The following is a 24,675-nucleotide window of genomic DNA, read 5'->3' on the forward strand; positions in this document are numbered from 1 at the left end:
AATGAGTTTAAACGATACACCGTCGGCAAACAGAGTGCATATAGGTTTCTTTGGATGCAGGAACGCCGGCAAGTCCAGTCTGGTAAATGCAGTGACGGGGCAGAGCCTTGCTGTTGTGTCGGATGTGGCGGGAACCACCACGGATCCGGTGTACAAGTCCATGGAGCTGCTTCCGCTTGGACCGGTGGTCATCATAGATACACCGGGAATAGACGATACCGGCGAGCTGGGTGAACTCAGGGTGTCGAAGACCAGACAGGTGCTTGCGAAGATAGATGTCGCCGTGCTGGTGGTTGATGGTTCGGTTGGCCTTTCGGCGGCGGACAGGGAGCTCACAGAGCTTTTCAAAGAGAAGAATATAAATTATATAATTGCGTACAATAAGAGTGATCTCGTTAAAGATGATACAATGGTTCAGAATTCAGCGGAGAATTCCATATGGGTCAGCGCAGAGCGCAGACAGGGAATAGAGGAGCTGAAGGAATTGATAGGAAAGCTCACGGTGACAGACACCATGACCAGGAGACTGGTCGGAGATCTGATACAGCCTGGAGACATGGTGGTGCTGGTCATACCGATAGATTCTGCAGCTCCGAAGGGCAGGCTGATACTTCCGCAGCAGCAGGTCGTAAGGGATGTTCTTGAGACCGGAGCTACGGCTGTGGTGTGCAGGGACACGGAGCTTGAGGATACTCTGAGACGGCTGGAGGGGAAGGTATCTCTGGTGGTCACTGACTCCCAGGCATTTGCAAAGGTTATGAAGATCGTGCCGTATGACATATATCTGACGTCATTCTCAATACTGATGGCAAGATTTAAAGGGCAGCTTGATGCGGCGGTAAATGGCGCATATGTCCTGGACAGGCTGAGGGATGAAGGCCAGCGGACAGATGCGGACAGCAGACCTCCAAGGATACTCATAGCTGAGGGCTGCACCCATCACAGACAGTGTGATGATATAGGAACTGTGAAGCTGCCAGGATGGATACGCAGATACACAGGACTTGAGCCTGAATTTACATTTGTCAGCGGAATGGAATTCCCGGAGGATCTGACAGGATATGATCTGGTGATACACTGCGGAGGCTGTATGCTGAATGAACGCGAGATGAAGAGTCGTCAGGGAAGGGCGGAGCAGCAGAGTATCCCGATGACGAATTATGGAACTGCTATAGCTCATATGAATGGGATTCTTGACAGGAGTCTGAGGATTTTTCAGACAAAGACGGACATATAAATATTGGGATGAAAGGTGATCGATATGGCAAAGACAGGTTTGGTACTTGAGGGCGGCGGCCAGAGAGGCATATATACCGCCGGAGTCCTGGATGTGTTCATGGACAATGATATAGAGGTCGACGGTGTCATAGGGGTGTCGGCGGGAGCCATACATGGACTCTCCTATGTGGCGAGACAGAGAGGGCGCAACATGCGTTACAATATGAAGTACAGGAACAACAAGCACTACATGAGCCTGTACTCCCTTTTAACTACAGGAGATATATGTGGTGAGCAGTTCTGCTACCACGATATCCCGGAGAAACTGGATCCACTTGACTACGATGCATTCCTTGCAAATCCTACGAAGCTCTATGTGGGATGTTCTAATCTGGATACAGGAGAGGCGGAGTATCTGGAGTGTACAGATATGAGAAAGCCTGAGGATGTGAATAAGGTGAGGGCTTCGGCATCCCTCCCACTGGTGTCCAATATTGTAGAGGTTGATGGAATGAAGCTGCTGGATGGAGGTGTATCCGACAGCATACCGATATTTGCATTCAGAAGGATGGGCTACAGGAGAAATATAGTAGTTCTGACAAGACCGGAGGGATACCGCAAGGGCCCGGACAAGATGCTCAGGCTGGAGGCCGGAAGGTACAGGGAGTACCCTGAGTTCGTTAAAAGATGTCACATGAGACACATGTATTACAACAAGACCCTGGACAAGCTGGAGGAGCTTGAAAAGGAGGGTGATACGTTGATAATCAGACCGAGTGAGACTATAGAGATATCAAGGCTTGAGAAGAAGCCGGAGATGATCGAGGCCATGTATGAGCTGGGTGTGTACGATGCAAAGGAGAAATTGCAGCAGGTTAAGAAATTCCTGCGTGAGAGTAAGGAAGAAAGCAGGGACTACACACATGGACAGGCGCAGCAACAGACGGCGGTTACACAGCAGACCCGATAATGGAATATATGACAGATTGATACTTTCGGGAATGGACATTCCTGAGAGTGTGGATACACAGAAGAAGGCACAGGAGAATCACAGCAAAATGGCTGAGACTCCTGTGCCTTCTCTCATACTGTCACTTTCGGTATCTACAATATTCACCATGCTGGTGGCAACCACCTACAATATTGTAGATACCTATTTTGTATCAGACCTTGGAGAAAGCAGCGTGGCCGCAGTGGGGATCATGTTCTCTGTCATGGCGCTGATACAGGCTGTGGGTTACACCTGGGGTATGGGAGCTGGAAGCGAGATAGCGAGACTCCTGGGTAAGCAGAAGAAGCGTGAGGCGGAGCAGACGCTTGCCACGGCGCTGGCGGGAGGAATACTGTCGGGCGCGGTCATGGCGGTTATATTTGCTGTGTTCAGGGAGGATGTGGTAAGACTTCTGGGAGCCACGGACACAAGTCTTGCTCCTGCGGAGCAGTATGGAATATATATCATGCTGGCGGCTCCGGTCATGTGCGGTGCCTATGTTCTGAACAATGCCCTGCGGGCTGAGGGGCAGCCGTATCTTGCCCTGCTGGGTATTCTGGCAGGAGGACTGTCAAATGCGTTATTTGACTATATATTGGTGAGAGTGCTTGGACTTGGAATAGCCGGTGCAGGCATAGCGACCCTTGCCGGACAGGGGATAAGTCTTGCCATAATGTATATATGTGTCAGGTCAAGGTGCAGCGTGGTAAGGCTGCATATATCAGACTTGTGGAGCTTCAGATATGGGGTGCGTATAGTGAGAACAGGGCTGCCATCCTTCCTGAGACAGGGGCTCATGTGCCTTGCGGCGGTCATGATAAGCAGAAGCTGCAGGCAGTACGGAGATGGAGCCATGGCGGGCATCACAGTTGCAAATAAGATATTTGCAGTCATATTTGCGGTGTTGGTGGGCTATGGACAAGGATTTGCCCCGGTGTGCGGGTTTGCCTATGGTGCAGGACTTTCATCCAGGGTCAGGGCATCTCTGAGATTTACTATGATAACTGCGGTTATATTCATGTGTGCCATGGGTGCTGCGACCTGGGTGTGGGCATCCGAGGTGGCCGGTGTATTCTTGCATGAAGGTGGCACTCAAGCTATGCAGCTTGCGGCGCTGTCTCTCCGGGCGCATGCCATATCCATGCCGTTTGCAGCTGTGTGTCTGGTGACCGGAATGTACTATCAGGCTCTTGGAGCATATGGAAAAGCCACCCTCATATCCGCCCTGCGGCAGGGAGTATGTTTTATACCATTGGTATTCATACTGCCGCGCATGTATGGCGTAGATGGAGTGGCTTTTGTCCAGGCCGCCGCCGATGTGCTGGCGGGGATTGTCTCGGCCTTTTATCTGCTATATACAAATGAAAAATAGTCCGTGTTTATCATCTCGTCCGATATATACAGCCGGTTTTCAACCTCCTCGATCATCTGATCCACGTATCCATCAGGGATCTGTGACTCAGGGACGAAGTAAGAGGTCTCCCCCGTGCTGGCATCGTACCTGACCTTGTCGGTCATAAAGCTTTGATCCGCGAAGATCACAAGCTCATCGGAATCGGACAAAATGTTGCGTCCTGCCAGGAGTCTTGAGTCAAAGTCGGCTCCGAGAAGGTTTAACACAGTTGGAAGTATGTCCACACTGGAGCAGAGCTTGTCGACAACTACTGGCTTCTCCATGGATGAGCTCCATATACCAAACTGGTTGTGGTGAAGCTCAAAGTCATCATTCTCTATGTCCTTGCCCGCAAGCTCGTTGTAGGTGCCGTCGCTGAGTCCGTAAGGATAGTGGTCAGGTGCCACGATGAACAGAGTGTTGTCCAGCTTGCCAGTCTCTTCCAGCTTATCCATCAGGAATTCCAGAGCCTTGTCAAGCTCCATCTGGGCTGCAACATAGGCTATGGCCTCATCTGAGTACCCTTTTCCGGAGAGGACATTCTCGGCTCCCTCCCTGTTAATCATGCATATATACTGATTGTCGTAATTGTAAGGCAGATGGCCGGAGAAACTCATAAAATACATGTTAAATTTGTCATCCTGAATGAAATCCCCATACACAGCCTCCATACATTCGAGATCGGAATACATAACGTGGTCAGGAATATCCAATCCTGCGCCGATGGCCTTGAAGGTGGTGTAGCCCATATTCGGATGGGTTCTTGTTCTGTCGTAGTATGTGGCATCAAAGTCGTGGTAGCCGTAGCTCTTGTAGCCCTGTGCGTTCAACATATTGCCGAGGGCGTATGGCTGATAGGTGTCCGCGGATGCCTCAAAGCTCCATTTGGAGGATGCCGGATACTGGCTAAGGCAGTTGGTATATTCGCCGTCTATGGTGCTGTGATACCACAGTGGGTTGTAGAAGTTAGTAAATTCAAAGCCTTCGTGATAAATCTTGTACAGTGTCGGTGTGGCCTCCCTGGATATTCCATATGTACTGAGACTTTCAGCGGTGACAAATACCACATTGTACCCCTCGAACATGCCGGTGTATTCGTCCGTGTAAGTTGGCTGTACCCCCGAGAAATATGCCGTCAGGTTTTTAAGCTCCTCGTCGTCGGTCTGGTTGTACAGACCTTTGAAGTCTATGCTCTCATCAATCTGTGGAACATATGCCGGCTCACCGGCCTCGGTTGATCCTGCCGCCTGATCTGAGCCGCCGGTCTGAGAAGCTGATGAAAAATCTGTCCCGTCCGCAGATGCGGCATTGATATCTAATGCGGCAGTCTGTGCATCTGACTGATTATCTCCAATATCTGCAAGCTCAAATGTCTTGCTCTGGCTGCTCTGAGTCACCATGGTCACACAGTCTCTTCCCGTGGTGACCATGACTCCAAGCTTGTTCATGGACAGTTCAAGTACATAGCGTCCGTGGAACAGCGCATATGGAGTATAGGCCGCAGTCCCGTGCACTGCCAGAATACAGATGGCAAGTACCCATGCAGCTACGGAGATACCCAGCTGCACCAGCACTGCCCTGAGCACACCAGGCTTCTGTCCGATGCGGCATCTGCCAAATGAAAACCAGAACCTGTTCATGATGATAAGACATATAAGTGGCAGCAGGAACAGCACTATGATATACCAGTTGGATCGCAATGCTGAAAAAAGCACAGTCCTGAAGTTCATAGCATCCTGGGCACCGCCGATGGACACCAGACTCAAAAATGTTCTGAATATCTTATAGTATACAAATTGTGCAATATAGTAGATCGTAAATATACTCCACAGCAGGTAGGCTATGGCTGCATTTGCATATCTGTGCCAGAAGGAGGTCAGTGCTGACAGGGTAAGTCCGCATGCCAGCGCAAATGTCAGGGGATGTAGTATGCTGCTGCCTGCAGATCCATAAATTGCAATGTGAAACAGGATCTCCATATAAATAAAGGCCAGCGGAAAGAATATGGAACGCCACAGCAGACCACAGTGTCTGCTTTGAGTTGTATCTGTTTTCATCTGGCATCTCCTTATTCGCGTGTGAGTATGTCGTCAAGTGCGACCCTCACTCCTATAGGATCTGTGACCAGAAGAGTGTGGAAACCAAGCTTTGCGGCGGCATCGAGATTCGCCTGCCTGTCATCAAGAAAAATGGATTCCTCAGGGACAAGGTTATATTTGTTGCAGAGATGCTCATAGATGGCGGCGTCTGGCTTGGTCACGTGGTATTCATAGGAGACCACTCTTCCGTCCGTGTAAGGCAGGAAGTGGAATCTAGGCGTGTGGAGTGCAAACAGTCTTCTTGGGTAGTTGGACAGGAGGTAGATGTTGTAACCTCTGGACTTGAGATCCTTGAGCCACATGTCGGCTCCCGGGAACATGTCCACCACTTCATCGAGATTGTTCATGAACAGGTCTATGTAGCTGCTGCATTCCGGGCTGAGTTCCTTGAAACGTTTGATGAGCTCTGGCTCAGGCATATCGTCCAGGTCAAAATGATTCCACATAGGGTGGTTTATCATGTTGTGATCAAGAGTATCTATCACGTCCGCTGGTATGCCAAGCTTCTCCATGGTGCTTTTCCAGTGGAAGTCTACGAGGACCATGCCAATATCAAAGATTATATTTTTCATATGTATATTCCTTTCGTGTCGTATGCTGCCGTATAAGTGCAGATTATGTCGTCACAGAAATTTTAACTCATAATAGGACAAAAATATACTCAAATATTTGCGGAAATGCTGACAAATACCTAATATGCTTGTTTACAGTTTTCCGGTCACAGTGTTACAATGATTAAATCGGCAATGTAAGGGGAAATACAGTGTATGATATACGTATTTGTGGACTTTGAAATGAATATGATAGATTCAGAGTATAAGAAGGAAAAGAAAATATGTAAGAGCGAGATCATAGAGATCGGTGCGGTTAAACTGGATGAAGATTATAATGAGATAGATTCGTTTAAGAGTTATGTGAAGCCGGCATATGGAACCATGGCTTCGCGTATAATAAAGCTCACAGGAATAACAGATGATATGGTGGAGGATGCTCCTTCATATGCTTTTGCCATGGGGAGCTTTATAGAGTGGTGTGCTGATGCCGATGTGATATACGCATGGAGTGAGAATGACCTGAGACAGCTCCGCAAGGAGGCCAGGCTGAAGGAATACACGCACCCCGGGCTGGAAAGTATCATATCAAGGTGGAAGGATTTCCAGAAGGAATATGCCAAGCTCATAGGAACGTCAAGAAGGATATCACTGTCGGACGCTGTGTTTTATCTGGGAGAAAACTTTCAGGGGGCAGAGCATGATGCCCTGTGGGATGCCAGGAATACCGCTGAGGTGTTCAAGCTCTCAAAGGATGAGGAGAATTTTTTCAGGATCATGGCCCCGGTCATCGATGTGTACAAGCCCAAGAAGAATCTGACATATTCCCTGTCCGAGGCATTTGGAGATATACATCTGGGTGAATAGATATGTAATTGATGACTACATAGAATAATAATGTGGATTATTAGGAGGACTTCATGAACTGGAATAAGAGGGATACAGTGAGGACCGTGATTATATTGTGCGGTGTGGTGCTGTTTGCATATGTACTGTTTAATTTTGATAAGGTGTCCAGTATGTTCAGCTGGCTCATCAATATACTCATGCCATTTGTCATAGGATTTGCCATAGCATTTGTGGTGAATGTACCTATGAAGGGACTTGAAAAGGTATTGTTTAAGAATAAAGACAGCAGACTGTACAGGTTCAGGAGACCAGTGTGCCTCATACTGTCGTTTCTGTGCATAATAGCTGTTCTCACGTTTGCAATAACTATGATCATACCTGAGATGTCCAAGACTATAACTATGTTTGCAGAGAAGCTGCCATCGGCCATGGATGATATACAGAGGAAGGCGATCAAGCTGATGAAGGACCAGCCGGAGATAGTGGATAAGATAAAGAGTATCAATATTAATTGGGATGCACTTATATCAAATGTGGTTGGTATTGTGAAGAACGGCGGCAGCAGTGTATTGTCTTCCACGTTCTCCATTGCCAGCAGTGTGGTAGGCGCCGTGGTCGATGTTCTGGTGGGACTGTTCTTTGCGTGCTACATACTGGCTCAGAAGGAGACTCTGGAGAAGCAGGTAAAGGGTGTATTGTATGCGGTGTTCAGGGAAGAAAAGGCGGACCGATTCATTCAGACTTGTGTTCTTGCGGATAAGACCTTCTCCAAGTTCATCTCAGGTCAGTGCCTTGAGGCGTGCATCCTTGGACTTATGTTTTTCATTACGATGACCATATTCCGTATTCCGTATGCGCTTACGGTCAGCATCATAATAGCAGTATTTGCACTGATCCCGGTTGTTGGAGCATTTGTCGGATGTTTTGCCGGAACGATTATGATCCTGGTAGAGGATCCGAAGCGTGCCATAGTGTTTCTGATCATATTTGTCGTGTTGCAGCAGATAGAGGGAAACTTCATATATCCTCATGTTGTTGGCGGTTCGGTGGGACTTCCATCTATATGGGTACTTGTGGCGGTCATGCTTGGAGGTGATATGTTGGGCATTCTGGGTATGCTCATATTTGTACCGCTTTTCTCCGTCCTGTATGCGATGTCTGAAGAATATGTGGTTAAGAGACTCAGAGACAAGGGCATATCGTGGAAGAAATATAATCTGGCATGCAACATCCCCGAGGGGCGATGGAATGGAAGGCTGGATGAGGAATGTGCGTCTGATGTCAGCAAGGTGGACGCCGGGCAGACCGAGACGAATGAGTCAAATGCACCGGGCAGTACAGCCGGAAGCGGCAATTCTGGGAAAAACAACACAAGCAGAAACAATACGGGAAGAAATAGCTCAGAAAGAAATAACATAGAAAGAAACAATACAGTCAGAAACAGTAGCAGAAATAAAAACTACAAGAAGAGAAAGAAATAACGGCTCATATATGGCATCATCTGTGTGGTGATACATATAGCCGTTCAGAAAGAAGGATATACACATGTACAGAGACATAGCGAAATTGGTTTTATACAGAGATCTTGGAGAGGACAGTATACTTATGAAGCTGTCTGGAATATTTGAGGATTTTAATCTCAAGAGGTGTGAGAATGCGGAGCTGTGTGCCCGCATATACGATCAGATCAAGAGACTTCTGGATCTTGCTACCAGTTATGGATTCGATAAGAATCTGTGGCACAACTATCTGGCATTTATACTCATCACCAATGAGAACTCATTCAGTATAACCAGTGAGAAGGTAGGAGCAAATGACGGAACAGTTAATTATTTTGCAAAGAATGATTTCAGGATATTCAAGAAGCTGTTCGACTTTGATTTCTCAGAGATAGAGAGCGCACTTGGAATAGATTGTTTCTCAACTATCAACAATTACAAGTCTATTGGCAAGAAGGAGAGAATGTACAATAAGAATGTCAGCGAGAAGGTTCAGGCTGTCAGCAATGCGATAGAGGAGGCTGAGAACGAGGACCAGATATTTGACATAGTGACATCATTCTACAAGGCTTATGGTGTTGGTATGTTCGGTCTCAACAAAGCGTTCAGGATCACCCGTGAGCATGGAGATCTGGAGTTTGTACCTATAAATAACACAGAGGATGTCATGCTGGATGATCTCATCGGATATGAGATACAGAAGAAGAAGATCGTGGACAACACTGAGGCATTTGTGGAGGGCCGCAAGGCGAACAATGCACTTCTCTTTGGTGACAGTGGAACAGGAAAGTCAACCACGATCAAGGCGATCATCAACGAGTACTATGACAGAGGACTTCGTATGATAGAGATATACAAGCATCAGTTCCAGGATCTGTCGCAGGTCATATCGCTTATCAAGAACAGAAATTACAGATTTATCATATACATGGATGATCTTTCATTTGAGGAATTTGAGATAGAGTACAAGTACCTCAAGGCTGTCATCGAGGGTGGACTTGAGATCAGACCTGACAATGTGCTCATATATGCCACATCCAACCGCCGTCATCTCATCAAGGAGACATGGAACGACAGGAATGATATGGAGAATAACAATGGTATTCACAGAAGTGATACCATTCAGGAGAAGCTGTCACTGGTCAACAGATTCGGAGTCACGATCAGCTACAGCGCACCTTCACAGAAGGAATACTTTGAGATCGTCAAGGGACTTGCTGAGAAGGAGCACATCACCATGGACGAGAAGGAGCTCTGCGCAGAGGCAAACAAGTGGGAGCTTGCACATGGCGGCATAAGCGGACGTACTGCACAGCAGTTTATCAACTACCTTAAGGGGCAGGGATTGTAAAAATAATTGCTGTTGAACTACGGTTTATATTTTGTTATTATTAAGTTAATTTTGTAGAGCAAGATACTTTGATAAGGAGTGTGGAAAGATGATAGATCTTAGCAGCAAGAAAGGTAAGACACTGGTATCCAGAATAATTGTTGTGGTTCTGTGTATCGCAATGGTTGTTACACTTTTAGTTTCAGCATTCTAATAGGAAAACAGGTCGAATTGGAGAGTAGATATGAGAGGAAAGTTTGGAGAGCACCAGACGGTGCGATCGATACTTAAGAGTCTGCCACGTACTGTCCACGACGATGTGACGAGAGCCGGAATAGGAGATGACTATGCCCGGCTCTTGTTGCGTGATGGGGGTAGCGGAGACACCGGCGCAGCTAAAAGCGTGAATGTTGCGGCTGGTGTGTGCTGTGACAGCGGGTATATGGGACTCAGACTTGATATAGCGAGACTTTACAACAGTATAAGGATTGGCGGATATATGCCATGGGCGGCAGTAGATACCATAGTTATGCCTGATGACGATGAACGACGCATGAAGAAACTGCTCAGAAAGCTTGCGGGCATATGTGTGGAATACGGCGTTGACATAGTGACGGGACATACTGAGGTGAACAGTTCTGTTGCCGAGCCAATTATAAGTTTGACAATGATGGGAATATCTGTAGGTCAGGAATATGCAGGATATGATGATTTAGACCTGTGTGGATCAAAACGACTGGCCGGTATGGATATAGTTATGTGTGGACAGACTGGCGTTGGGGGAACTTTGCAGCTCTACTATGACAATCAGAAGGAACTTTTTGAGAGATATTCGGAGAGCTATCTGAGACCTGTGGAGCAGCTCGAGCAGCTTATACTGCTTGGCGGCCAGGTTGACATAGCATTAGATCATGGCTGTATATATTCACACGACATATCGAGGGGCGGCGTATTTGCAGCTCTCTGGGAGATGGGAGATGCGCTGAAGTGCGGGCTTGAGGTATGTCATGACAATATACCGATACTTCAGGAGACAATAGAGATATGTGAGCACACCGGGGATAATCCGTATATGATAGATGGTTGTGGTTCTGCACTCTTCGTAGTTCCGGATGGAAAATTGCTGGCTGATAAGCTCTATGAGGCAGGATATGAGGCTTCAGTCATAGGCCATCTTACGGAAAAAAGCGATAGGGTTGTAGTGCACGACGACGAGAGGAGATTTCTTACACCGCCAAGGTTTTTATAGGAGGAGTAGTATGCTAAATATAGTATTACATGAGCCGGAGATCCCGGCCAATACAGGCAACATAGGAAGAACATGTGTGGCAGCAGGCGCAAGACTGCATCTCATAGAGCCGCTGGGCTTCCAGATAAATGAGAAACAGCTGAAGCGTGCCGGGCTTGATTACTGGGACAAGCTGGATGTGACAACATATGTGAATTTCGAGGATTTCCTTGCAAAGAATCCCGGAGCAAAGATATACATGGCGACAACCAAAGCCAGGAAGAAGTATACAGATGTGAAGTTTGAGGATGACGCATACATCATGTTCGGCAAGGAGAGCGCGGGTATACCTGAGGAGATCCTGGTTGATTATAAGGATACATCTATCAGGATTCCAATGTTCCCGGACATTCGTTCACTGAATCTGGGCAACTCTGTGGCAATAGTGCTGTATGAAGCACTCAGACAGAATGATTTCCCAGGTCTAGAGGAAGCAGGAAATCTACATCGCCTTAGTTGGGACATGTAGTGATAGAGGGGGAATATACATGGCGTATCCTACAAGTGGAAAAAAGATGCTGAACATATGCATTCTGGATATACTGAAGAAATATACGGACTGTGACCACACCATGGATCAGAAGGATATCATTGCGAAGCTCAAAGAGGATTATGATATAACTGTGGACAGAAAATCCGTAAAGGCAAATCTCAACTGTCTGGTGGATTATGGCTATGACATTGAGTACACCGAGACTGAGCGAGAGAAGAAGGATGGCACAAAGGAGACACTTACATCAAACTGGTATTACAATCATGAGTTTGACGATGCAGAGCTTCGAATGATGATAGACAGTATCCTGTTCTCAAAGACCATACCGGCTGGTCAGGCAAGCCAGCTCATAGACAAGATAGCAGGTCTGTCAAATATATATTTTACAAACAAGATGACGCATGTGAGCAGTCTTCCGGGTCTCGAGCACACCAGCAACAAGCAGACACTGTTCAACGTGGGAATGATAGACGATGCCATATCTGAGAAGAAGCAGATATCATTTGTGTACAATAATTATGGTGAGGACAAGAAGCTTCATCCGAGGCGGGAGGAGCCGTACGTAGTCAATCCGTATCAGATGGTGGCGAATGACGGAAAGTATTACCTCATCTGCAATTACGACAAATATGACAATCTGTCGAATTACAGAGTGGATAAGATGACACAGGTCCAGATAGTTGACAGGCCTGTGAAGAACCGCACAGAGGTAAAGGGAATGGAGCATGGACTCAACCTTCCAAAGCATATGGCTGAGCATATCTATATGTTTGCCGATGAGCCGGTGACCATAGTGATGCGTGTCAGAAAGACTGCCATATCGGATGTGGTGGATTGGTTTGGAAGAAACTTTGATGTGGTCGATGAAAATATAGCCAGACAGTACGAAGGCTTCAGGGAGACTGAGGATGATGTAACTTACGTGCGGCTTGTGTGCAGCCGTCAGGCGATGGCGCACTGGGCGATGCAGTATGGAACCTCGGTGGAGGTCATTTATCCCACAGAGCTCAGAGCCCAGATCGGTGAGGCTGTAAAGGAAATGAATAACAAATATAATAATTAAAGAGATGGCTGTCAGTATAATTCAAAAAACTGGCAGCTTTTTTATAAAAAAATCGCTTTTACTGCAAGAAAACACAGATTTTGATCGGAATATATATTAGAAACACACGGGGAGGTGAATGATATAGTAACCAGGAACAATTATATATCGAAGCTGAAACGGCATAATGAGAAAGCTCTGGAGTTTGTGGTTCAGGAATATGGCGGGCAGGTGAAAGCCGCTGTGTACAAGAATCTTTCGGGCATGCCGGAGGAAATTGAAGAGTGCATGGACGATGTGTTTCTGGATGTATGGAACAATATAGACAGATTTGACGAGAGCAAAGGCTCGTTCAGAAGCTGGATAACGGCAATTGCAAGATTCAGATCCATAGATTATCTGAGAAGATACAGCAGAAGATGTTCGGAGGAAGACATAGCAGACTATGAGAACAAGCTTGCAAATGACAACCTGCTGGAGATACTCAATGAGGAGATATCGGACAGCATGGAAAAGCTGCTGAGTGGTCTGTCGGACGAAGACAGGGACATCATTCTGAGGTACTACTGGGATGATCAGGATGTAGATGAGATAGCGGAAGATTATGGGGTATCTTCATCATCTATCTACAGCAGAATGTCCAGAGCAAGAAGTCGATTGAAACAAGTGTAAAGGCGGTGAATGATCATGAAAAACGGAAAAGACAGAAATGTATATGACGTTATGAACGATGTAAATGTGGACATTGAGACCATGGATATGTCGGATGAAGAGAAGGATGCCTGTGTGAAGAGGCTCAGGCACAAGGTGAAGGCGAGGAAAACCGGAAGAAATCATGGATGGAAGACGGCGGCAGCGGCAGTGGCGGCTGTTCTGATCCTGTCGGGAGGCGGACTGACATATGCGGCAGAGAACGGCTCGCTGGCATGGTTTTTTGACAGCCTGAGCAGGGAGACAGGAAGTGTTATTCCATCAAAATATGTGGACGAGAGCTACATAAATAACGAGTATAAGGGCAGTGTAAAGGTGATAACCGAGTCCGATGCAAAAGTAAGCTTTGATCTGAAGAAGGTAGCAGTGGATGGCGATCAGGTCAACATTGCGATGGTGATCACATACGATGACTTTGACACAGAAAAATATGAGAGTTTTGATGCTCAGATGCAGATAATAGAAGGCGGTGCGAATATCGTCAGTGAATATGCGGGCAGCACGGCTCCTGGCGATGGAATCTCGCTCACGAACAAGCAGACAATGTCTGATATTGTATACAAGTTAAAAAAGAAAAATGTATACAGGGTGGGGGATGTCATCACCATGAGATGTAACAGCATTACCCTGTTCAACAAAAATAAATCAAGTGATGGCGCGGTCACCTATGTAGCAGACGAGGTGGATGGCCCTTGGACCTTACAGTTTAAGGTTCAGGATGATATGCAGGGACATAGTGTGGATATATCCGGCATAGATGGCATTGAAAAATGTACAATAAATACAAAGGGCATAACCATTGACATTGCTGAAAATGCGGCGGTCGATGATGACTCGCTGGAGAATATAATACTTGAGATGACAGACAATAAAGAATTGAAAGATGTAGTATATGGAATCGGCAAGACCGGTGATGGCGACAGCATACAGAGAATGGAGTTGAACTTCACTAAGCCGATAGATGTTTCACAGGTGAAAAATGTGTGGATAGATGGTAGGAAATGTAAAGTGAAATAAATAGAGCCGGGGTATTACAACAGAGACATTCTCTGGGGTAATACCCCGGCTTTAATATTCTGCGATATGTTATGAGTCCTTGATCCTGAATTTGCCATTGCTCTTCACGCCAGACGATGATATGTCTGTATCGGAGTGGTGTTCAGTGTGCTCGACATGCACAGGCTTGATAGGCACCTGCATATCCTTCTCCTTAGGAAGAGAGAAGATAAATTCGCTTCCCTCGCCCTCCTCGGATGTGAGGGTGATCTGCTCGCCGTGAGCCTTGATGATCTCCTTGGTTATGGCCAGTCCCAGTCCGGTTCCGGTCTTGTCCTTGCCACGGCTCGGATCCGTCTTGTAGAATCTCTCAAATACCTTCTTCTGGGCATCCTTTGGAATTCCCACGCCTTCATCCTTGACGCTTGTATATATCTTGTTGTCCTTCTCAGTCACCTGAACCCTGATCTGGCGTCCCTCGGGTGTGAACTTTATGGCGTTGTCAACCAGATTGTATATAACCTGCTGTATCTTGGTCCTGTCGGCGTATACCACTGTGTTGTCCGTGAGAAAGACGCTGTCCAGGAATATTCCTCTGTCATTACATCTCTTTTCAAATGTATTGATGGTTGGCGTGATGATATCCCTGATATCGAAGTTGGACTTGTCAAGCTGCAGGTCAAATGAGTCAAAGTTGTTCAGCTCCAGAAGTCCCTGTGTCAGCTTGGTCAGTCTCTGTGCCTCATTTAACACTATGCCGAGGTACTTCTCATGCTTTTCCAGTGGAATAGTGCCGTCCAGCATGGCCTCTATGTAACCCTTGATGGATGTGAGTGGCGATCTGAAGTCATGGGATATATTTGATATAAATGACTTCCTGTACTCATTTGAACGGCTCAGCTCATCTGCCATCTCCTCCATGTATCTCGCAAGTTCGCCGAATTCGTTCTTCGCGGTCACATTTACCCTGGCATTGAAGTTACCCTGGGCGTATGACTTGGACGTCTTGATGATCTCACGTATAGGCTTGAGCAGGCTGTTTGACATGAGCATAAGCGCGATCATGGCGATCAGCATGAGAATCAGGAATGGCACAAATGTCGTTGAAAGCATCCTGCTCTTTATATCCTGCTTGAATGTCATAGGTGATGTCAGGATGATAGTTCCCATGTAATTGTTCCACGAGTAGAGAGGCTGGCCGATCACCAGAGTGTCCTCCGAGAAATAGCCGCCAAATGTATTCTCGAAGCAGAATGATGCAAACAATTCATCCGGTTCCACATAATTCTTGAGGTTGTCATTTGTGCTGCTGTGTGAATCTGAATCCTTGGAAGATCCACCGGATTCACTGCTTCCTGAAGAGCTTCCCGACCTGAAAATAATGTTGCTGCGTTCATCGGTGAGCCAGATTCCCATGTCCAGGGTATCCGCCGCATGTTGAAGCTCCTTGTATAATTCCTTGCTGTCAATGGTTCCGTTGCTGTAATCAGTCATGGCGCCGTCGGCAAGCATTGTGATCTCGTTTTTCATGGTGGATTTGCGCTCTGAGAGAACAGAATTCTGTGCTGTTGATATACTGTACACCATGAGCAGTGCAAATATGATCACAACCAGCACTACGAATCCGACCACGATCTTGTCAAATGCTGTTTTCTTCATTATGATCTCCATTCAAACTTGTAGCCTATGCCCCATACAGTGGCAATGCTCCAGTTATGATTGTTGTTCAGCTTCTCACGAAGTCTCTTGATATGTACATCCACGGTTCTAGTGTCGCCCACATACTCGTATCCCCACAGCTTGTCCAGAAGCTGCTCCCTGGTGAATACCTGATTTGGTCTGCTGGCGAGGAAGTAGAGGATCTCCAGCTCCTTTGGCGGCATCTCGAGATTGTGTCCCTCAAAGGTTACTGTGTAGTTGGAGATATTTACGACCAGCCCGTCATACTCCACAAATGTACCTACATGGTCTGCACTTGTGACATCGTAAGCTGCGCTCTGTGGCTGCTTCTGTGCACTCTCAGTCATGGCTGACCTTCTGAGAAGGGCGCCGACCCTTGCCACCAGCTCATTGGAGTCAAATGGCTTGACGATATAATCATCTGCACCGATCTTAAGCCCCAGCACCTTGTCAAATACCTCACCCTTGGCCGAGAGCATGATGATAGGTGTATTCGATGTCTTCCTTATCTCTGTGCACACCTGATAGCCGTCCATTCCCGGAAGCATGACATCCAGGAGAACCAGATCAGGTGAATATTCTTCAAATAACTGTAGAGCTTCCGTTCCGCTTGCGGCTATCTCGGTCTCATAACACTCTTTGTTGAGGTAGAGTGATATAAGCTCTGCGATGTTCTCGTCGTCGTCAACGATGAGAATATTATTTTTGCTCATATATATAAACCTCCCAGTAAATTTATAATAATATAGTTTGTAAAAAATCCGAAGGCGTACACCGATTTCATTGTTGAAGCATTATTTTAAAGTTCCACTATGGTGACTCCCGCATCACCCTCTCCGAATTCGCCAAGTCTGAAGGATTTGACATGTGGCTGTGATTTCAGGAACTGATGTATTCCCTTTCGAAGAGCACCGGTGCCCTTGCCATGGATGATAGTGACTCTGTGCAGATGTGCCATAAGGGCATCATCAAGGAATCTGTCCACAAGTGATGTGGCTTCGTCGACCGTCATTCCGAGAACATTTATCTCAGGCTTGATATTCATCATCCTGTTCATGCTCTTGCCACCTGTGACTGTGGCCTTCTGCGGTTTCTTCTTCTCATGCTCAACCAGCAGAAGATCAGTAGGTGGAAGAGCCGCGCTGATTATACCCATCTGGACCTTCAGCTTACCCTTGGAGTCAGCCAGTGCCATGATGGTTCCCTCGGAATCCATGCTGATAACATGTACGGTATCGCCAACCTTGAAGTCGGATGCCTTGTGGTCTGACTTTACAGTCTTGCGCTTCTCCTCGTTCATCCTGCCGAGGTCGTTGATCTTCGCGCGGAGTTTCTGTCTCTCGGCCTCCATCGCCTTGGCATCGGCCTTTGACGGGTTAGTGGTCCATTTGTTGTATTTTCTTATAGCGGCATCGGCCTCAGCCTTCGCCTCCTCTATGATCTCGGATGCCTCCTGGCGCGCCTTTGCCAGAATCTCGGATTTTTTGTCTGAGAGCTCTGTATCCTTCATCTGTGCACGTTCCTTAAGTTGCTTTGCATCCTCCTTGAGTCTTGCAATGTCGGCTTTGTCCTGTTCAATCTCCCTCTTGCTTCTCTCAAGATCCGCGATCAGGGTCTCAAAGTCAACTGTATCGCTGTCGATATTTGCCTTGGCGCTCTCGATGATGCTATCGTCGATTCCAAGCTTCTTCGCTATGGCGAAAGCATTTGACTTTCCAGGAATACCGATCATCAGTTTATATGTCGGCTGGAGTGTTGCCACGTCAAATTCGCAGCTTGCATTTTCGACACCCGGTGTGCTCATGGCAAATGTCTTGAGCTCACTGTAGTGTGTGGTTGCCATACATCTGACACCCATGTCGTTCAGGTGTGACAGGATGGCGATGGCAAGTGCTGCACCCTCTATAGGGTCCGTACCGCCGCCCAGCTCGTCGAAGAGAACCAGACTGCCGGGGGTGACATGATCCAGTATGTACACGATGTTGCTCATGTGGGATGAGAATGTGGACAGATTCTGCTCTATACTCTGCTCATCTCCGATATCGGCAAATACGTCGTCAAATACATTCAGTCTTGAACCGTCAAGTGCCGGAATATGAAGTCCGGACTGTCCCATGAGTGAGAAGAGTCCCAGAGTCTTAAGTGATACCGTCTTACCACCGGTGTTAGGACCGGTCACGATGAGGAGGTTGTAGTCCTCACCCAGTTTGATGTCCACAGGTACGACGGTGTGCTTCTCCAGCAGCGGATGTCTCCCCTGCTTTATATCGACGATCCCATCGGTGTTGAATACCGGTTCGGTTCCCTTGTAGCTTCTTGCAAATGAAGCTCTTGCAAAGATGAAATCCAGTTCAGCCAGAGTGTCGAAGTCGTATTTTATGTATTCGATCTCCGCTGCGGTCTGCGCTGACAGAGATTCAAGTATCTTCTCAATCTCGGCAAGCTCCTGATTGTCCAGCTCCTTCAGCTCGTTGTTCAGGTTCACGATGGCCATAGGCTCGATGAACACTGTTGCTCCGGTCGACGACTGGTCGTGTATCATACCAGGAAAATGGTTCTTGTACTCGGCCTTGACCGGGATACAGTATCTGCCGTTTCTCATGGTTACCAGGTTATCCTGGAACATGGTCTGCTTGCTGGTATCGCTGACAAGCTTTGCAAGCTGGTTGTGCAGCTTTTCATTTGTCAGACGCTTGTTCCTTCGTACGGCCTTGAGCCCTGATGAAGCGTCATCGGCAAATTCGTTCTCGGAAATTATGCATCTGTGGATCTCCCTGGACAGATGCTCCAGAGGCATGAGCTCCAGAAATCTCGTGCGCAGGCTGTCCGGACATGTGGTGCCATCCGGGTTCATGCTGAGCCCGAGCATCTTGTTGGAAGCCTTCTCTTCCTCAATCTGCTCCTTGCTGCGCCTTCTCGTATCTGTCATGCTTGTGCCTTCGTTCTCACCATATCTTTTGGCGGTGAGTGCGAGGTCCAGCATGCTTGCCACATCAAGCAGTTCTGCGGTGGTGAGGATTCCCTCAACCTCAAGTCTCTTTAGAGATGCCCCGATATCTTTAAGTCCTGCAAATGATAGATTGCCCTGGGTGTTCAGACGACGAAGAGCATCCCTTGTCTCCTGCTGGAGCGTCTCGATCATGGCGAGATCCTTGCGGGGCTTTATGCGCTGACACTTCCTCTTCGCCATGGGTGATGAGGCAAATGTTGTCAGCATCTCAACTATTTTGTTGTATTCTATAACTCTTAATGTTCTTAGATTCATTTTCTGTGTTCCTTATTATTTAACTTTTTATTTTATAGTGCTTATGTAAATTCGTTTATATAAATATGTTCATACAAATGCAGATTTGTAAAATTCATATGCACGGGCATGAATCTTGTGATCATATGATGAATAGGATCAGTGTTTAACTCGATAAGTGCATGAAAAGCATAATTAAATATACATAAAGTCTCTAATTCTACACATACATAATTGATTATACCCCTTATAATTATAGAGCGTCAACATATTGCAGGTGTAGAAATAGGCACATTTTCCCTGATTAATTCAGCGGCTGTGGTTGCGGGAGAAACACAAAGCTGATATTATAAAATACAGTTTGATCTGGGAAAAATAAAGCGATATATGACTTAAGACAAAGAGAGTTACGTATTACAAAAGGAAGAGGAGAAAAAGCGGATGAAAGAGTTATTGCAGTTTTTGTTGGGGATAGTATTGATGATAGCAGGCGGTGTGATGTTTCTTAAGAATGTCGTCGTGTCCGACTGGGGACTTTTAAGTTCACTGTTTCGTATAGGTGGTGGTGTGAATATTGGAGGAATCTTTATTGTCCTGCTGGTCATCGCATTTATCGCACTTTTGGTTAAGCCGAACATGGGAACAGGACTTGTGTTCACAGGACTTTGTATAGCATTCTTTGTATGCATCATAATATCATTGAATGTTTCACTGAGATATATGTCAGGACTTGAGCTTACACTTATTCTTGGAACACTTTGCGTGGGAATAGCATTTGTCATCAAGGGGCTGTTTGGAGTGAGAAAGCTTGACAGGGAAGAATCACGGAAGAATGGGAAGGCTGCTTCAGATAAGCTTCATGAGTATGATAAGATGTGATGTGGGGGGATATGGTAATATAGGCGGTTGTGGAAATGTTCAGTAAATACTGGATTTTCACAACCGCCTATTGTATTCTTATATATGATTAAAATGTAAATAACATATTAATAATTAAGCATAGAAAGAGGAAAGAAAAATGGTATTTATAACAGATTTCAATGAAGGCGACATGATATCAAATGTCTATCTCTGCAAGAACAAGCAGACAGGAACTACAAAATCAGGAAAGACATATTACAACCTGGAGCTTGTGGATAAGACAGGAAGTATAGCCGGAAAGGTCTGGGAGCTGAGCAATGCGATAGGACACTTTGAGTCAAAGAACTTTATCAAGGTGGATGGTCAGGTCACATCATTTAACAATGAGCTTCAGCTCAATATCAAGAAGATTCGTATTGCAGATGAGGGAGAATACTCAGAGGCTGATTATATGCCGTGTACCAAGAAAGATATAGAGCAGATGTACAAGGATCTTATGGCTCTCGTGGAATCACTCGACAAGGATTATTACAAGGTGCTTCTGAAGAAATTCTTCGCCGAGGATCCTGCATTTGTCAAGGAATTCAAGAATCATTCAGCGGCAAAATCTATACACCATGGATACATAGGAGGCCTCTTGGAGCACTCGCTGGCAGTTGCCAAGATGTGCGACTACTACACTACATATTATCCGGTGCTCAACAGAGATCTGCTGATCACAGCGGCACTTCTCCACGACATTGGCAAGGTCTACGAGATCTCCAAGTTCCCTGAGAACGACTACACAGACGCAGGTCAGCTTCTGGGACACATAGTCATGGGAACGATGATGATCCGCGATAAGATCAATACCATAGACAATTTCCCTGCCAAGGCGGCAAATGAGCTGGAGCACTGCATACTGGCTCACCACGGGGAGCTTGAGTACGGCTCACCAAAGAAGCCGGCACTCATCGAGGCTCTGGCACTGTCCATGGCGGACAACACAGACGCCAAGATCCAGACATTTATCCAGGAGCTGGATGCGGCAAAGGACAACAATGGCTGGCTGGGCTTCAACAGAGCTCTCCAGTCCAACATCCGAAAGACGTCGGATAATTAATAACGGCAATAGGAAGAGAGATAGTATATGTCAGATATTAGGAACAATAGGAGACCTAAGAACAATAGACGAGTAAATGGTATGCAGAGAAAAAATACCATGGAGGCAGTGAATAGTGCAAGTTCAGTTGTTAGAACATCCGGAACGGATGCGGCAAATACTGGTGAAGTCACACTTGTCAAAAATGAGGATTATCAGGTGCTCATCGAGGACATGGGCAATGACGGAGAGGGCATTGGACACGTTCAGGGCATGACTGTATTTGTCAAGGATGCCGTGGTGGGCGATCTGGCGGAGGTGAAGATCGTCAAGGTGAAGAAGAACATAGCCTACGGAAGATTGATGAAGCTCATCACACCATCGCCATACCGTGTGGAGCCGGTGTGCGACAAGGCGAAACGATGCGGTGGATGCACCATGCAGCAGGTTTCCTATGAGCAGCAGCTCGAATACAAGTGGAACAAGGTGAAGAACTGTCTGCAGAGGATCGGCAAGATGGAGAACGTGGAAGCCATCATGGAAAAGCCAGCCTACGGCATGAACAATCCATTCCACTACAGGAATAAGGCCCAATTCCCTGTCGGCAGAGACAAGAATGGCAATGTTGTCATCGGATTCTACGCTGGAAGAAGCCACGACATCATAGACACAGAGAGCTGTGCCATCGGTGCGCCAGTGAATGACAAAATAGTTGCTATTGTCAGAAGCTTCATTGAGGACAATCACATATCGACCTACGACGAGGAGACTGGAAGAGGTCTGGTCAGACATATCCTTATCAGAGTTGGATTTACCACCAAGGAGATCATGGTGTGTCTGGTGACAAATGGCAACAAGCTTCCGCACAGTGAGATTTTGATAGATGAACTGGTTAAGATAGACGGCATGACATCCATTTGCCTGAATGTCAACATGGAGAATACGAACCGTATACTCGGTGATAAGTGCATAACCCTCTGGGGGCAGTCATACATCACGGACTATATCGGTGACATCAAATATCAGATATCCCCATTGTCCTTCTATCAGGTAAATCCTGTCCAGACAAATGTCCTGTACAACAAGGCTTTGGAGTATGCGGACCTGTCAGGCGATGAGACCGTGTGGGATATGTACTGCGGAATAGGAACCATATCCTTGTTCCTCGCACAGAAGGCAAAGAAGGTATACGGAGTGGAGATCGTTCCACAGGCTATAGATGATGCAAGACACAATGCCGAGATCAACGGAATCACAAATGCCGAGTTCTTCGTCGGCAAGGCAGAGGAAGTCGTTCCAGATATATATAAGAAGGGTGGCGACGGCTCCCACGCGGACGTCGTGGTCGTAGACCCGCCACGAAAGGGCTGTGATCAGGTTCTTCTGGATACTCTGGTCCATATGGCGCCGGAACGTATCGTCTACGTGAGCTGCGACCCGGCAACCCTGGCGAGAGATGTGAAGATACTTCAGGAGAAGGGGTATGAGGCGAAGAAGGTGGCGGTCGTGGATCAGTTTTGTCATAGTGGGCATGTGGAGACGGTTGTACTGCTTTCCCACAAAAAGCCAGACGGACATATCAACGTAAAAGTTGAGTTTGGTGAGGGTGAGGGAAAAGTTCCGCTTGATAATATCGCAAAAAGAGCCGAAACATACAAGCCCAAAGAGCGAGTGACCTACAAAATGATAAAGGAGTACATAGAAGCTAAATACGGCTTCAAAGTACATACCGCATATATTGCAGAGGTAAAGAGAGATTTAGGCTTGCCGATGTACGATGCTCCTAATGCGGTAGAGGAATTGAAACAGCCGAGGAAGCATCCGACTCCAGAGAAGGTTGAAGCAATAAAGGATGCTTTGAAATATTTTGGGGTTATTTAATAGGTAGCCTGTTTATAGAATATCACATGGATTAGTAAAGCAAATAAATGATGGAAAGGGTGAGGATTATGGGTGGAAAAGAAGCATCACGGGGATTTTTATACCAGGGGTTTGCTTCAGTATTAGAGGCCTTAACTGATAAAGGTAACTGGGATAAGATATATGTCGAATTTCCAACATCAAATGATAAGGTTGATATAGCATTAGAGCAGCAAAATCAAATTGTTAAATGCATACAAGTAAAATCAACGATAAATACTTTTACCAAATCAGACATCAAAATATGGCTAGATGACCTTATAAAGGATATAGAAAGTCCTGAATATGAATTATTTTTAATCGGGCAATGTGATAAGTCCGCCAACACATTTATAAAGTCAATCGAAAAGTATTATGGGAAAGTGCTTGATAAAGAAGCAAAATCGTCGCTAAATGGGTTTGATACAGATTTGCTTGATAATAAGAGAATACGGTTTTTTATTTTGCCGTTTGAAATAGAAGTTTTAGAAAAAATTGTAAGAGATTCGTTGCATCAGTATATTTCAGATAGCAATCAAATGATGACGTTTGACCAAATTAGGTTTATTGCTTCAGCGACTGTAAATGATCAGATGATTTCTTCAACACATGGTAAAGGTATTGATAGAAAAGACTTTGATGAAGAAATGGAAAAACGCATTTTTCTTGTTGCCGATAAGTATTCCCCTAAAAGAATATCTATTGGTGTGAAAAGCTTTACCCGTGGAGCAGAAAACTTGGAAAAAGACACAGAGAGTTGTTTATCATTCATTAATAAGTTTGATGGTCGCAATATAAAGGGTGAATACGATTGGAACAAAGATATTTATAGAAATTTGGAGGAATTTTTGCTCACAAATACAAGCAACAAGTATGCATATCAAATATTTTTAGATACACATGCGTCTATAGCCTTTGCAGCAGGAAGAATTCTTGATAGTAAATCAGGTATCAACGTATTTCCGATACAAAAATCGTCGACCAATGGCACTGTATTATGGGATGTGAAACTGTCATCTAAAAGGAACTATACTAATTGGGATATTTCCCACGAAAAGTTTAATGAGAATCAATATGATTCTGCATTAGTATTAAATGTCACTCGTAACATTTACAATGACGTGGTAAAATTCATAAAAGAAAACAATCTATCAATTGGATGTATCATTAATTGTATGCCAAGCGATGTTGGTGCTACAAATTTTTCGATAGAAGATGGAACACATGCAACTGCTTTAGCTAATTCAGTTTATAACGCTATTGGCAGAAGAAGCACTGTGGAACGGCGTGCAACACTACATATTTTTGCTGCTGCTCCAAATGCATTTATGTTTTTCTTAGGTCAAAATTCAGTTGGATTTGGCAAATGTATTCTATATGAATATGATTTTGAGCAAAGGAATTCTTGTACATATTCACAATCAATAAGTTTTACTAATTAATGGAGGAT

General features: G+C 45.9%; 20 protein-coding genes. 15 read left to right on the forward strand and 5 right to left on the reverse strand.

Annotation, left to right across the window (positions count from 1 at the left end; translation table 11 throughout):
• Nucleotide 1 precedes the first annotated feature (1 nt).
• Genes hydF through DWX57_RS07955 form a run of 3 tightly spaced genes read left to right on the forward strand, consistent with a single transcriptional unit; the run spans nucleotide 2 to nucleotide 3,581 of the window.
• A complete protein-coding gene (hydF, locus tag DWX57_RS07945) occupies nucleotides 2–1,237 on the forward strand; it encodes a [FeFe] hydrogenase H-cluster maturation GTPase HydF (protein ID WP_120123453.1) in 1,236 nt (411 codons plus the stop codon).
• A 24-nt stretch (nucleotides 1,238–1,261) separates the two neighbouring features.
• The gene (locus DWX57_RS07950) at nucleotides 1,262–2,188 is read left to right on the forward strand and encodes a patatin-like phospholipase family protein (RefSeq protein WP_022216965.1); all 927 of its coding nucleotides are present in this window, start codon (nucleotides 1,262–1,264) and stop codon (nucleotides 2,186–2,188) included.
• Nucleotides 2,142–3,581 carry an MATE family efflux transporter gene (locus DWX57_RS07955; RefSeq protein ID WP_120123455.1) on the forward strand — a complete coding sequence of 480 codons (1,440 nt, stop codon included), beginning with the start codon at nucleotides 2,142–2,144 and terminating at the stop codon, nucleotides 3,579–3,581. The genes DWX57_RS07950 and DWX57_RS07955 overlap by 47 nt, the downstream gene beginning before the upstream one ends.
• On the opposite strand, the gene DWX57_RS07960 is transcribed toward DWX57_RS07955, so the two are convergent.
• On the reverse strand, nucleotides 3,554–5,659 hold the full coding sequence (locus DWX57_RS07960) for an LTA synthase family protein (protein ID WP_120123457.1): 2,106 nt from the start codon (nucleotides 5,657–5,659) through the stop codon (nucleotides 3,554–3,556). The genes DWX57_RS07955 and DWX57_RS07960 overlap by 28 nt on opposite strands.
• An 11-nt stretch (nucleotides 5,660–5,670) precedes the next feature.
• Nucleotides 5,671–6,273 carry an HAD family hydrolase gene (locus DWX57_RS07965; protein ID WP_120123460.1) on the reverse strand — a complete coding sequence of 201 codons (603 nt, stop codon included), beginning with the start codon at nucleotides 6,271–6,273 and terminating at the stop codon, nucleotides 5,671–5,673.
• Between the two features lie 195 nt (nucleotides 6,274–6,468).
• Here DWX57_RS07965 and DWX57_RS07970 point away from each other — a divergent pair, with 195 nt between their 5' ends.
• The 8 genes from DWX57_RS07970 to DWX57_RS08005 all read left to right on the forward strand — a co-directional run bounded on the left by DWX57_RS07970 (nucleotide 6,469) and on the right by DWX57_RS08005 (nucleotide 14,481).
• The gene (locus tag DWX57_RS07970) at nucleotides 6,469–7,119 is read left to right on the forward strand and encodes a 3'-5' exonuclease (protein WP_022216962.1); all 651 of its coding nucleotides are present in this window, start codon (nucleotides 6,469–6,471) and stop codon (nucleotides 7,117–7,119) included.
• A gap of 53 nt (nucleotides 7,120–7,172) precedes the next feature.
• Complete coding sequence (locus DWX57_RS07975) at nucleotides 7,173–8,582, forward strand: AI-2E family transporter (RefSeq protein ID WP_120123462.1); 1,410 nt, start codon at nucleotides 7,173–7,175, stop codon at nucleotides 8,580–8,582.
• Between the two features lie 64 nt (nucleotides 8,583–8,646).
• Nucleotides 8,647–9,951, forward strand: a complete 1,305-nt coding sequence (locus DWX57_RS07980; protein WP_120123465.1) for an ATP-binding protein — start codon at nucleotides 8,647–8,649, stop codon at nucleotides 9,949–9,951.
• Nucleotides 9,952–10,174: 223 nt separating this feature from the next.
• Nucleotides 10,175–11,179: an AIR synthase family protein gene (locus DWX57_RS07985; protein WP_120123467.1), complete on the forward strand. Its 1,005-nt coding sequence runs from the start codon at nucleotides 10,175–10,177 to the stop codon at nucleotides 11,177–11,179.
• Nucleotides 11,180–11,189: 10 nt separating this feature from the next.
• Entirely contained in the window at nucleotides 11,190–11,687 is a 498-nt protein-coding gene (gene trmL, locus DWX57_RS07990) for a tRNA (uridine(34)/cytosine(34)/5-carboxymethylaminomethyluridine(34)-2'-O)-methyltransferase TrmL (protein ID WP_022216959.1), read from the forward strand.
• A 19-nt stretch (nucleotides 11,688–11,706) separates the two neighbouring features.
• A complete protein-coding gene (locus DWX57_RS07995; protein ID WP_119999835.1) occupies nucleotides 11,707–12,774 on the forward strand; it encodes a WYL domain-containing protein in 1,068 nt (355 codons plus the stop codon).
• A 114-nt stretch (nucleotides 12,775–12,888) separates the two neighbouring features.
• Nucleotides 12,889–13,425, forward strand: coding sequence for a sigma-70 family RNA polymerase sigma factor (locus tag DWX57_RS08000; RefSeq protein ID WP_158547598.1), 537 nt, complete (start codon nucleotides 12,889–12,891; stop codon nucleotides 13,423–13,425).
• A gap of 15 nt (nucleotides 13,426–13,440) precedes the next feature.
• Nucleotides 13,441–14,481 carry a hypothetical protein gene (locus DWX57_RS08005; protein ID WP_120123470.1) on the forward strand — a complete coding sequence of 347 codons (1,041 nt, stop codon included), beginning with the start codon at nucleotides 13,441–13,443 and terminating at the stop codon, nucleotides 14,479–14,481.
• Nucleotides 14,482–14,550: 69 nt separating this feature from the next.
• Here the strand turns inward: DWX57_RS08005 and DWX57_RS08010 are convergent, their stop codons facing one another.
• The 3 genes from DWX57_RS08010 to DWX57_RS08020 all read right to left on the reverse strand — a co-directional run bounded on the left by DWX57_RS08010 (nucleotide 14,551) and on the right by DWX57_RS08020 (nucleotide 19,405).
• Nucleotides 14,551–16,119 (reverse strand): sensor histidine kinase, encoded by a 1,569-nt coding sequence (locus tag DWX57_RS08010; protein WP_243106193.1) that lies wholly within the window; start codon nucleotides 16,117–16,119, stop codon nucleotides 14,551–14,553.
• Nucleotides 16,119–16,853: a response regulator transcription factor gene (locus DWX57_RS08015; protein ID WP_015534659.1), complete on the reverse strand. Its 735-nt coding sequence runs from the start codon at nucleotides 16,851–16,853 to the stop codon at nucleotides 16,119–16,121. Before DWX57_RS08015 ends, DWX57_RS08010 begins: the two co-directional genes overlap by 1 nt.
• A gap of 86 nt (nucleotides 16,854–16,939) precedes the next feature.
• Nucleotides 16,940–19,405 (reverse strand): endonuclease MutS2, encoded by a 2,466-nt coding sequence (locus DWX57_RS08020; RefSeq protein WP_120123475.1) that lies wholly within the window; start codon nucleotides 19,403–19,405, stop codon nucleotides 16,940–16,942.
• Between the two features lie 420 nt (nucleotides 19,406–19,825).
• Here DWX57_RS08020 and DWX57_RS08025 point away from each other — a divergent pair, with 420 nt between their 5' ends.
• The 4 genes from DWX57_RS08025 (at nucleotide 19,826) to DWX57_RS08040 (ending at nucleotide 24,667) form a co-directional block, all read left to right on the forward strand.
• Nucleotides 19,826–20,263 (forward strand): hypothetical protein, encoded by a 438-nt coding sequence (locus tag DWX57_RS08025; protein ID WP_022216954.1) that lies wholly within the window; start codon nucleotides 19,826–19,828, stop codon nucleotides 20,261–20,263.
• Nucleotides 20,264–20,402: 139 nt separating this feature from the next.
• Nucleotides 20,403–21,347 carry a 3'-5' exoribonuclease YhaM family protein gene (locus tag DWX57_RS08030; protein ID WP_022216953.1) on the forward strand — a complete coding sequence of 315 codons (945 nt, stop codon included), beginning with the start codon at nucleotides 20,403–20,405 and terminating at the stop codon, nucleotides 21,345–21,347.
• A gap of 27 nt (nucleotides 21,348–21,374) precedes the next feature.
• Nucleotides 21,375–23,207, forward strand: a complete 1,833-nt coding sequence (gene rlmD / locus DWX57_RS08035; RefSeq protein WP_243106194.1) for a 23S rRNA (uracil(1939)-C(5))-methyltransferase RlmD — start codon at nucleotides 21,375–21,377, stop codon at nucleotides 23,205–23,207.
• Nucleotides 23,208–23,275: 68 nt separating this feature from the next.
• Nucleotides 23,276–24,667 (forward strand): SAVED domain-containing protein, encoded by a 1,392-nt coding sequence (locus tag DWX57_RS08040; RefSeq protein WP_120123542.1) that lies wholly within the window; start codon nucleotides 23,276–23,278, stop codon nucleotides 24,665–24,667.
• Nucleotides 24,668–24,675: the final 8 nt, after the last annotated feature.

It is taken from the genome of Coprococcus sp. AF19-8AC, assembly GCF_003603115.1.
Taxonomy (GTDB): Bacteria; Bacillota; Clostridia; order Lachnospirales; family Lachnospiraceae; genus Coprococcus; species Coprococcus aceti.

Coding starts and splice junctions, on each gene's coding strand:
- DWX57_RS08040 (WP_120123542.1), top strand. CDS start 23,276: ATGGGTGGAAAAGAAGCATCACGGGGATTTTTATACCAGGGGTTTGCT.
- DWX57_RS07985 (WP_120123467.1), top strand. CDS start 10,175: ATGAGAGGAAAGTTTGGAGAGCACCAGACGGTGCGATCGATACTTAAG.
- DWX57_RS08010 (WP_243106193.1), bottom strand. CDS start 16,119: ATGAAGAAAACAGCATTTGACAAGATCGTGGTCGGATTCGTAGTGCTG.
- DWX57_RS08025 (WP_022216954.1), top strand. CDS start 19,826: ATGAAAGAGTTATTGCAGTTTTTGTTGGGGATAGTATTGATGATAGCA.
- DWX57_RS07980 (WP_120123465.1), top strand. CDS start 8,647: ATGTACAGAGACATAGCGAAATTGGTTTTATACAGAGATCTTGGAGAG.
- DWX57_RS07995 (WP_119999835.1), top strand. CDS start 11,707: ATGGCGTATCCTACAAGTGGAAAAAAGATGCTGAACATATGCATTCTG.
- DWX57_RS07970 (WP_022216962.1), top strand. CDS start 6,469: ATGATATACGTATTTGTGGACTTTGAAATGAATATGATAGATTCAGAG.
- hydF (WP_120123453.1), top strand. CDS start 2: ATGAGTTTAAACGATACACCGTCGGCAAACAGAGTGCATATAGGTTTC.
- rlmD (WP_243106194.1), top strand. CDS start 21,375: ATGTCAGATATTAGGAACAATAGGAGACCTAAGAACAATAGACGAGTA.
- DWX57_RS07965 (WP_120123460.1), bottom strand. CDS start 6,273: ATGAAAAATATAATCTTTGATATTGGCATGGTCCTCGTAGACTTCCAC.
- DWX57_RS08020 (WP_120123475.1), bottom strand. CDS start 19,405: ATGAATCTAAGAACATTAAGAGTTATAGAATACAACAAAATAGTTGAG.
- DWX57_RS07955 (WP_120123455.1), top strand. CDS start 2,142: ATGGACAGGCGCAGCAACAGACGGCGGTTACACAGCAGACCCGATAAT.
- DWX57_RS07960 (WP_120123457.1), bottom strand. CDS start 5,659: ATGAAAACAGATACAACTCAAAGCAGACACTGTGGTCTGCTGTGGCGT.
- DWX57_RS08030 (WP_022216953.1), top strand. CDS start 20,403: ATGGTATTTATAACAGATTTCAATGAAGGCGACATGATATCAAATGTC.
- DWX57_RS07950 (WP_022216965.1), top strand. CDS start 1,262: ATGGCAAAGACAGGTTTGGTACTTGAGGGCGGCGGCCAGAGAGGCATA.
- trmL (WP_022216959.1), top strand. CDS start 11,190: ATGCTAAATATAGTATTACATGAGCCGGAGATCCCGGCCAATACAGGC.
- DWX57_RS08015 (WP_015534659.1), bottom strand. CDS start 16,853: ATGAGCAAAAATAATATTCTCATCGTTGACGACGACGAGAACATCGCA.
- DWX57_RS07975 (WP_120123462.1), top strand. CDS start 7,173: ATGAACTGGAATAAGAGGGATACAGTGAGGACCGTGATTATATTGTGC.
- DWX57_RS08005 (WP_120123470.1), top strand. CDS start 13,441: ATGAAAAACGGAAAAGACAGAAATGTATATGACGTTATGAACGATGTA.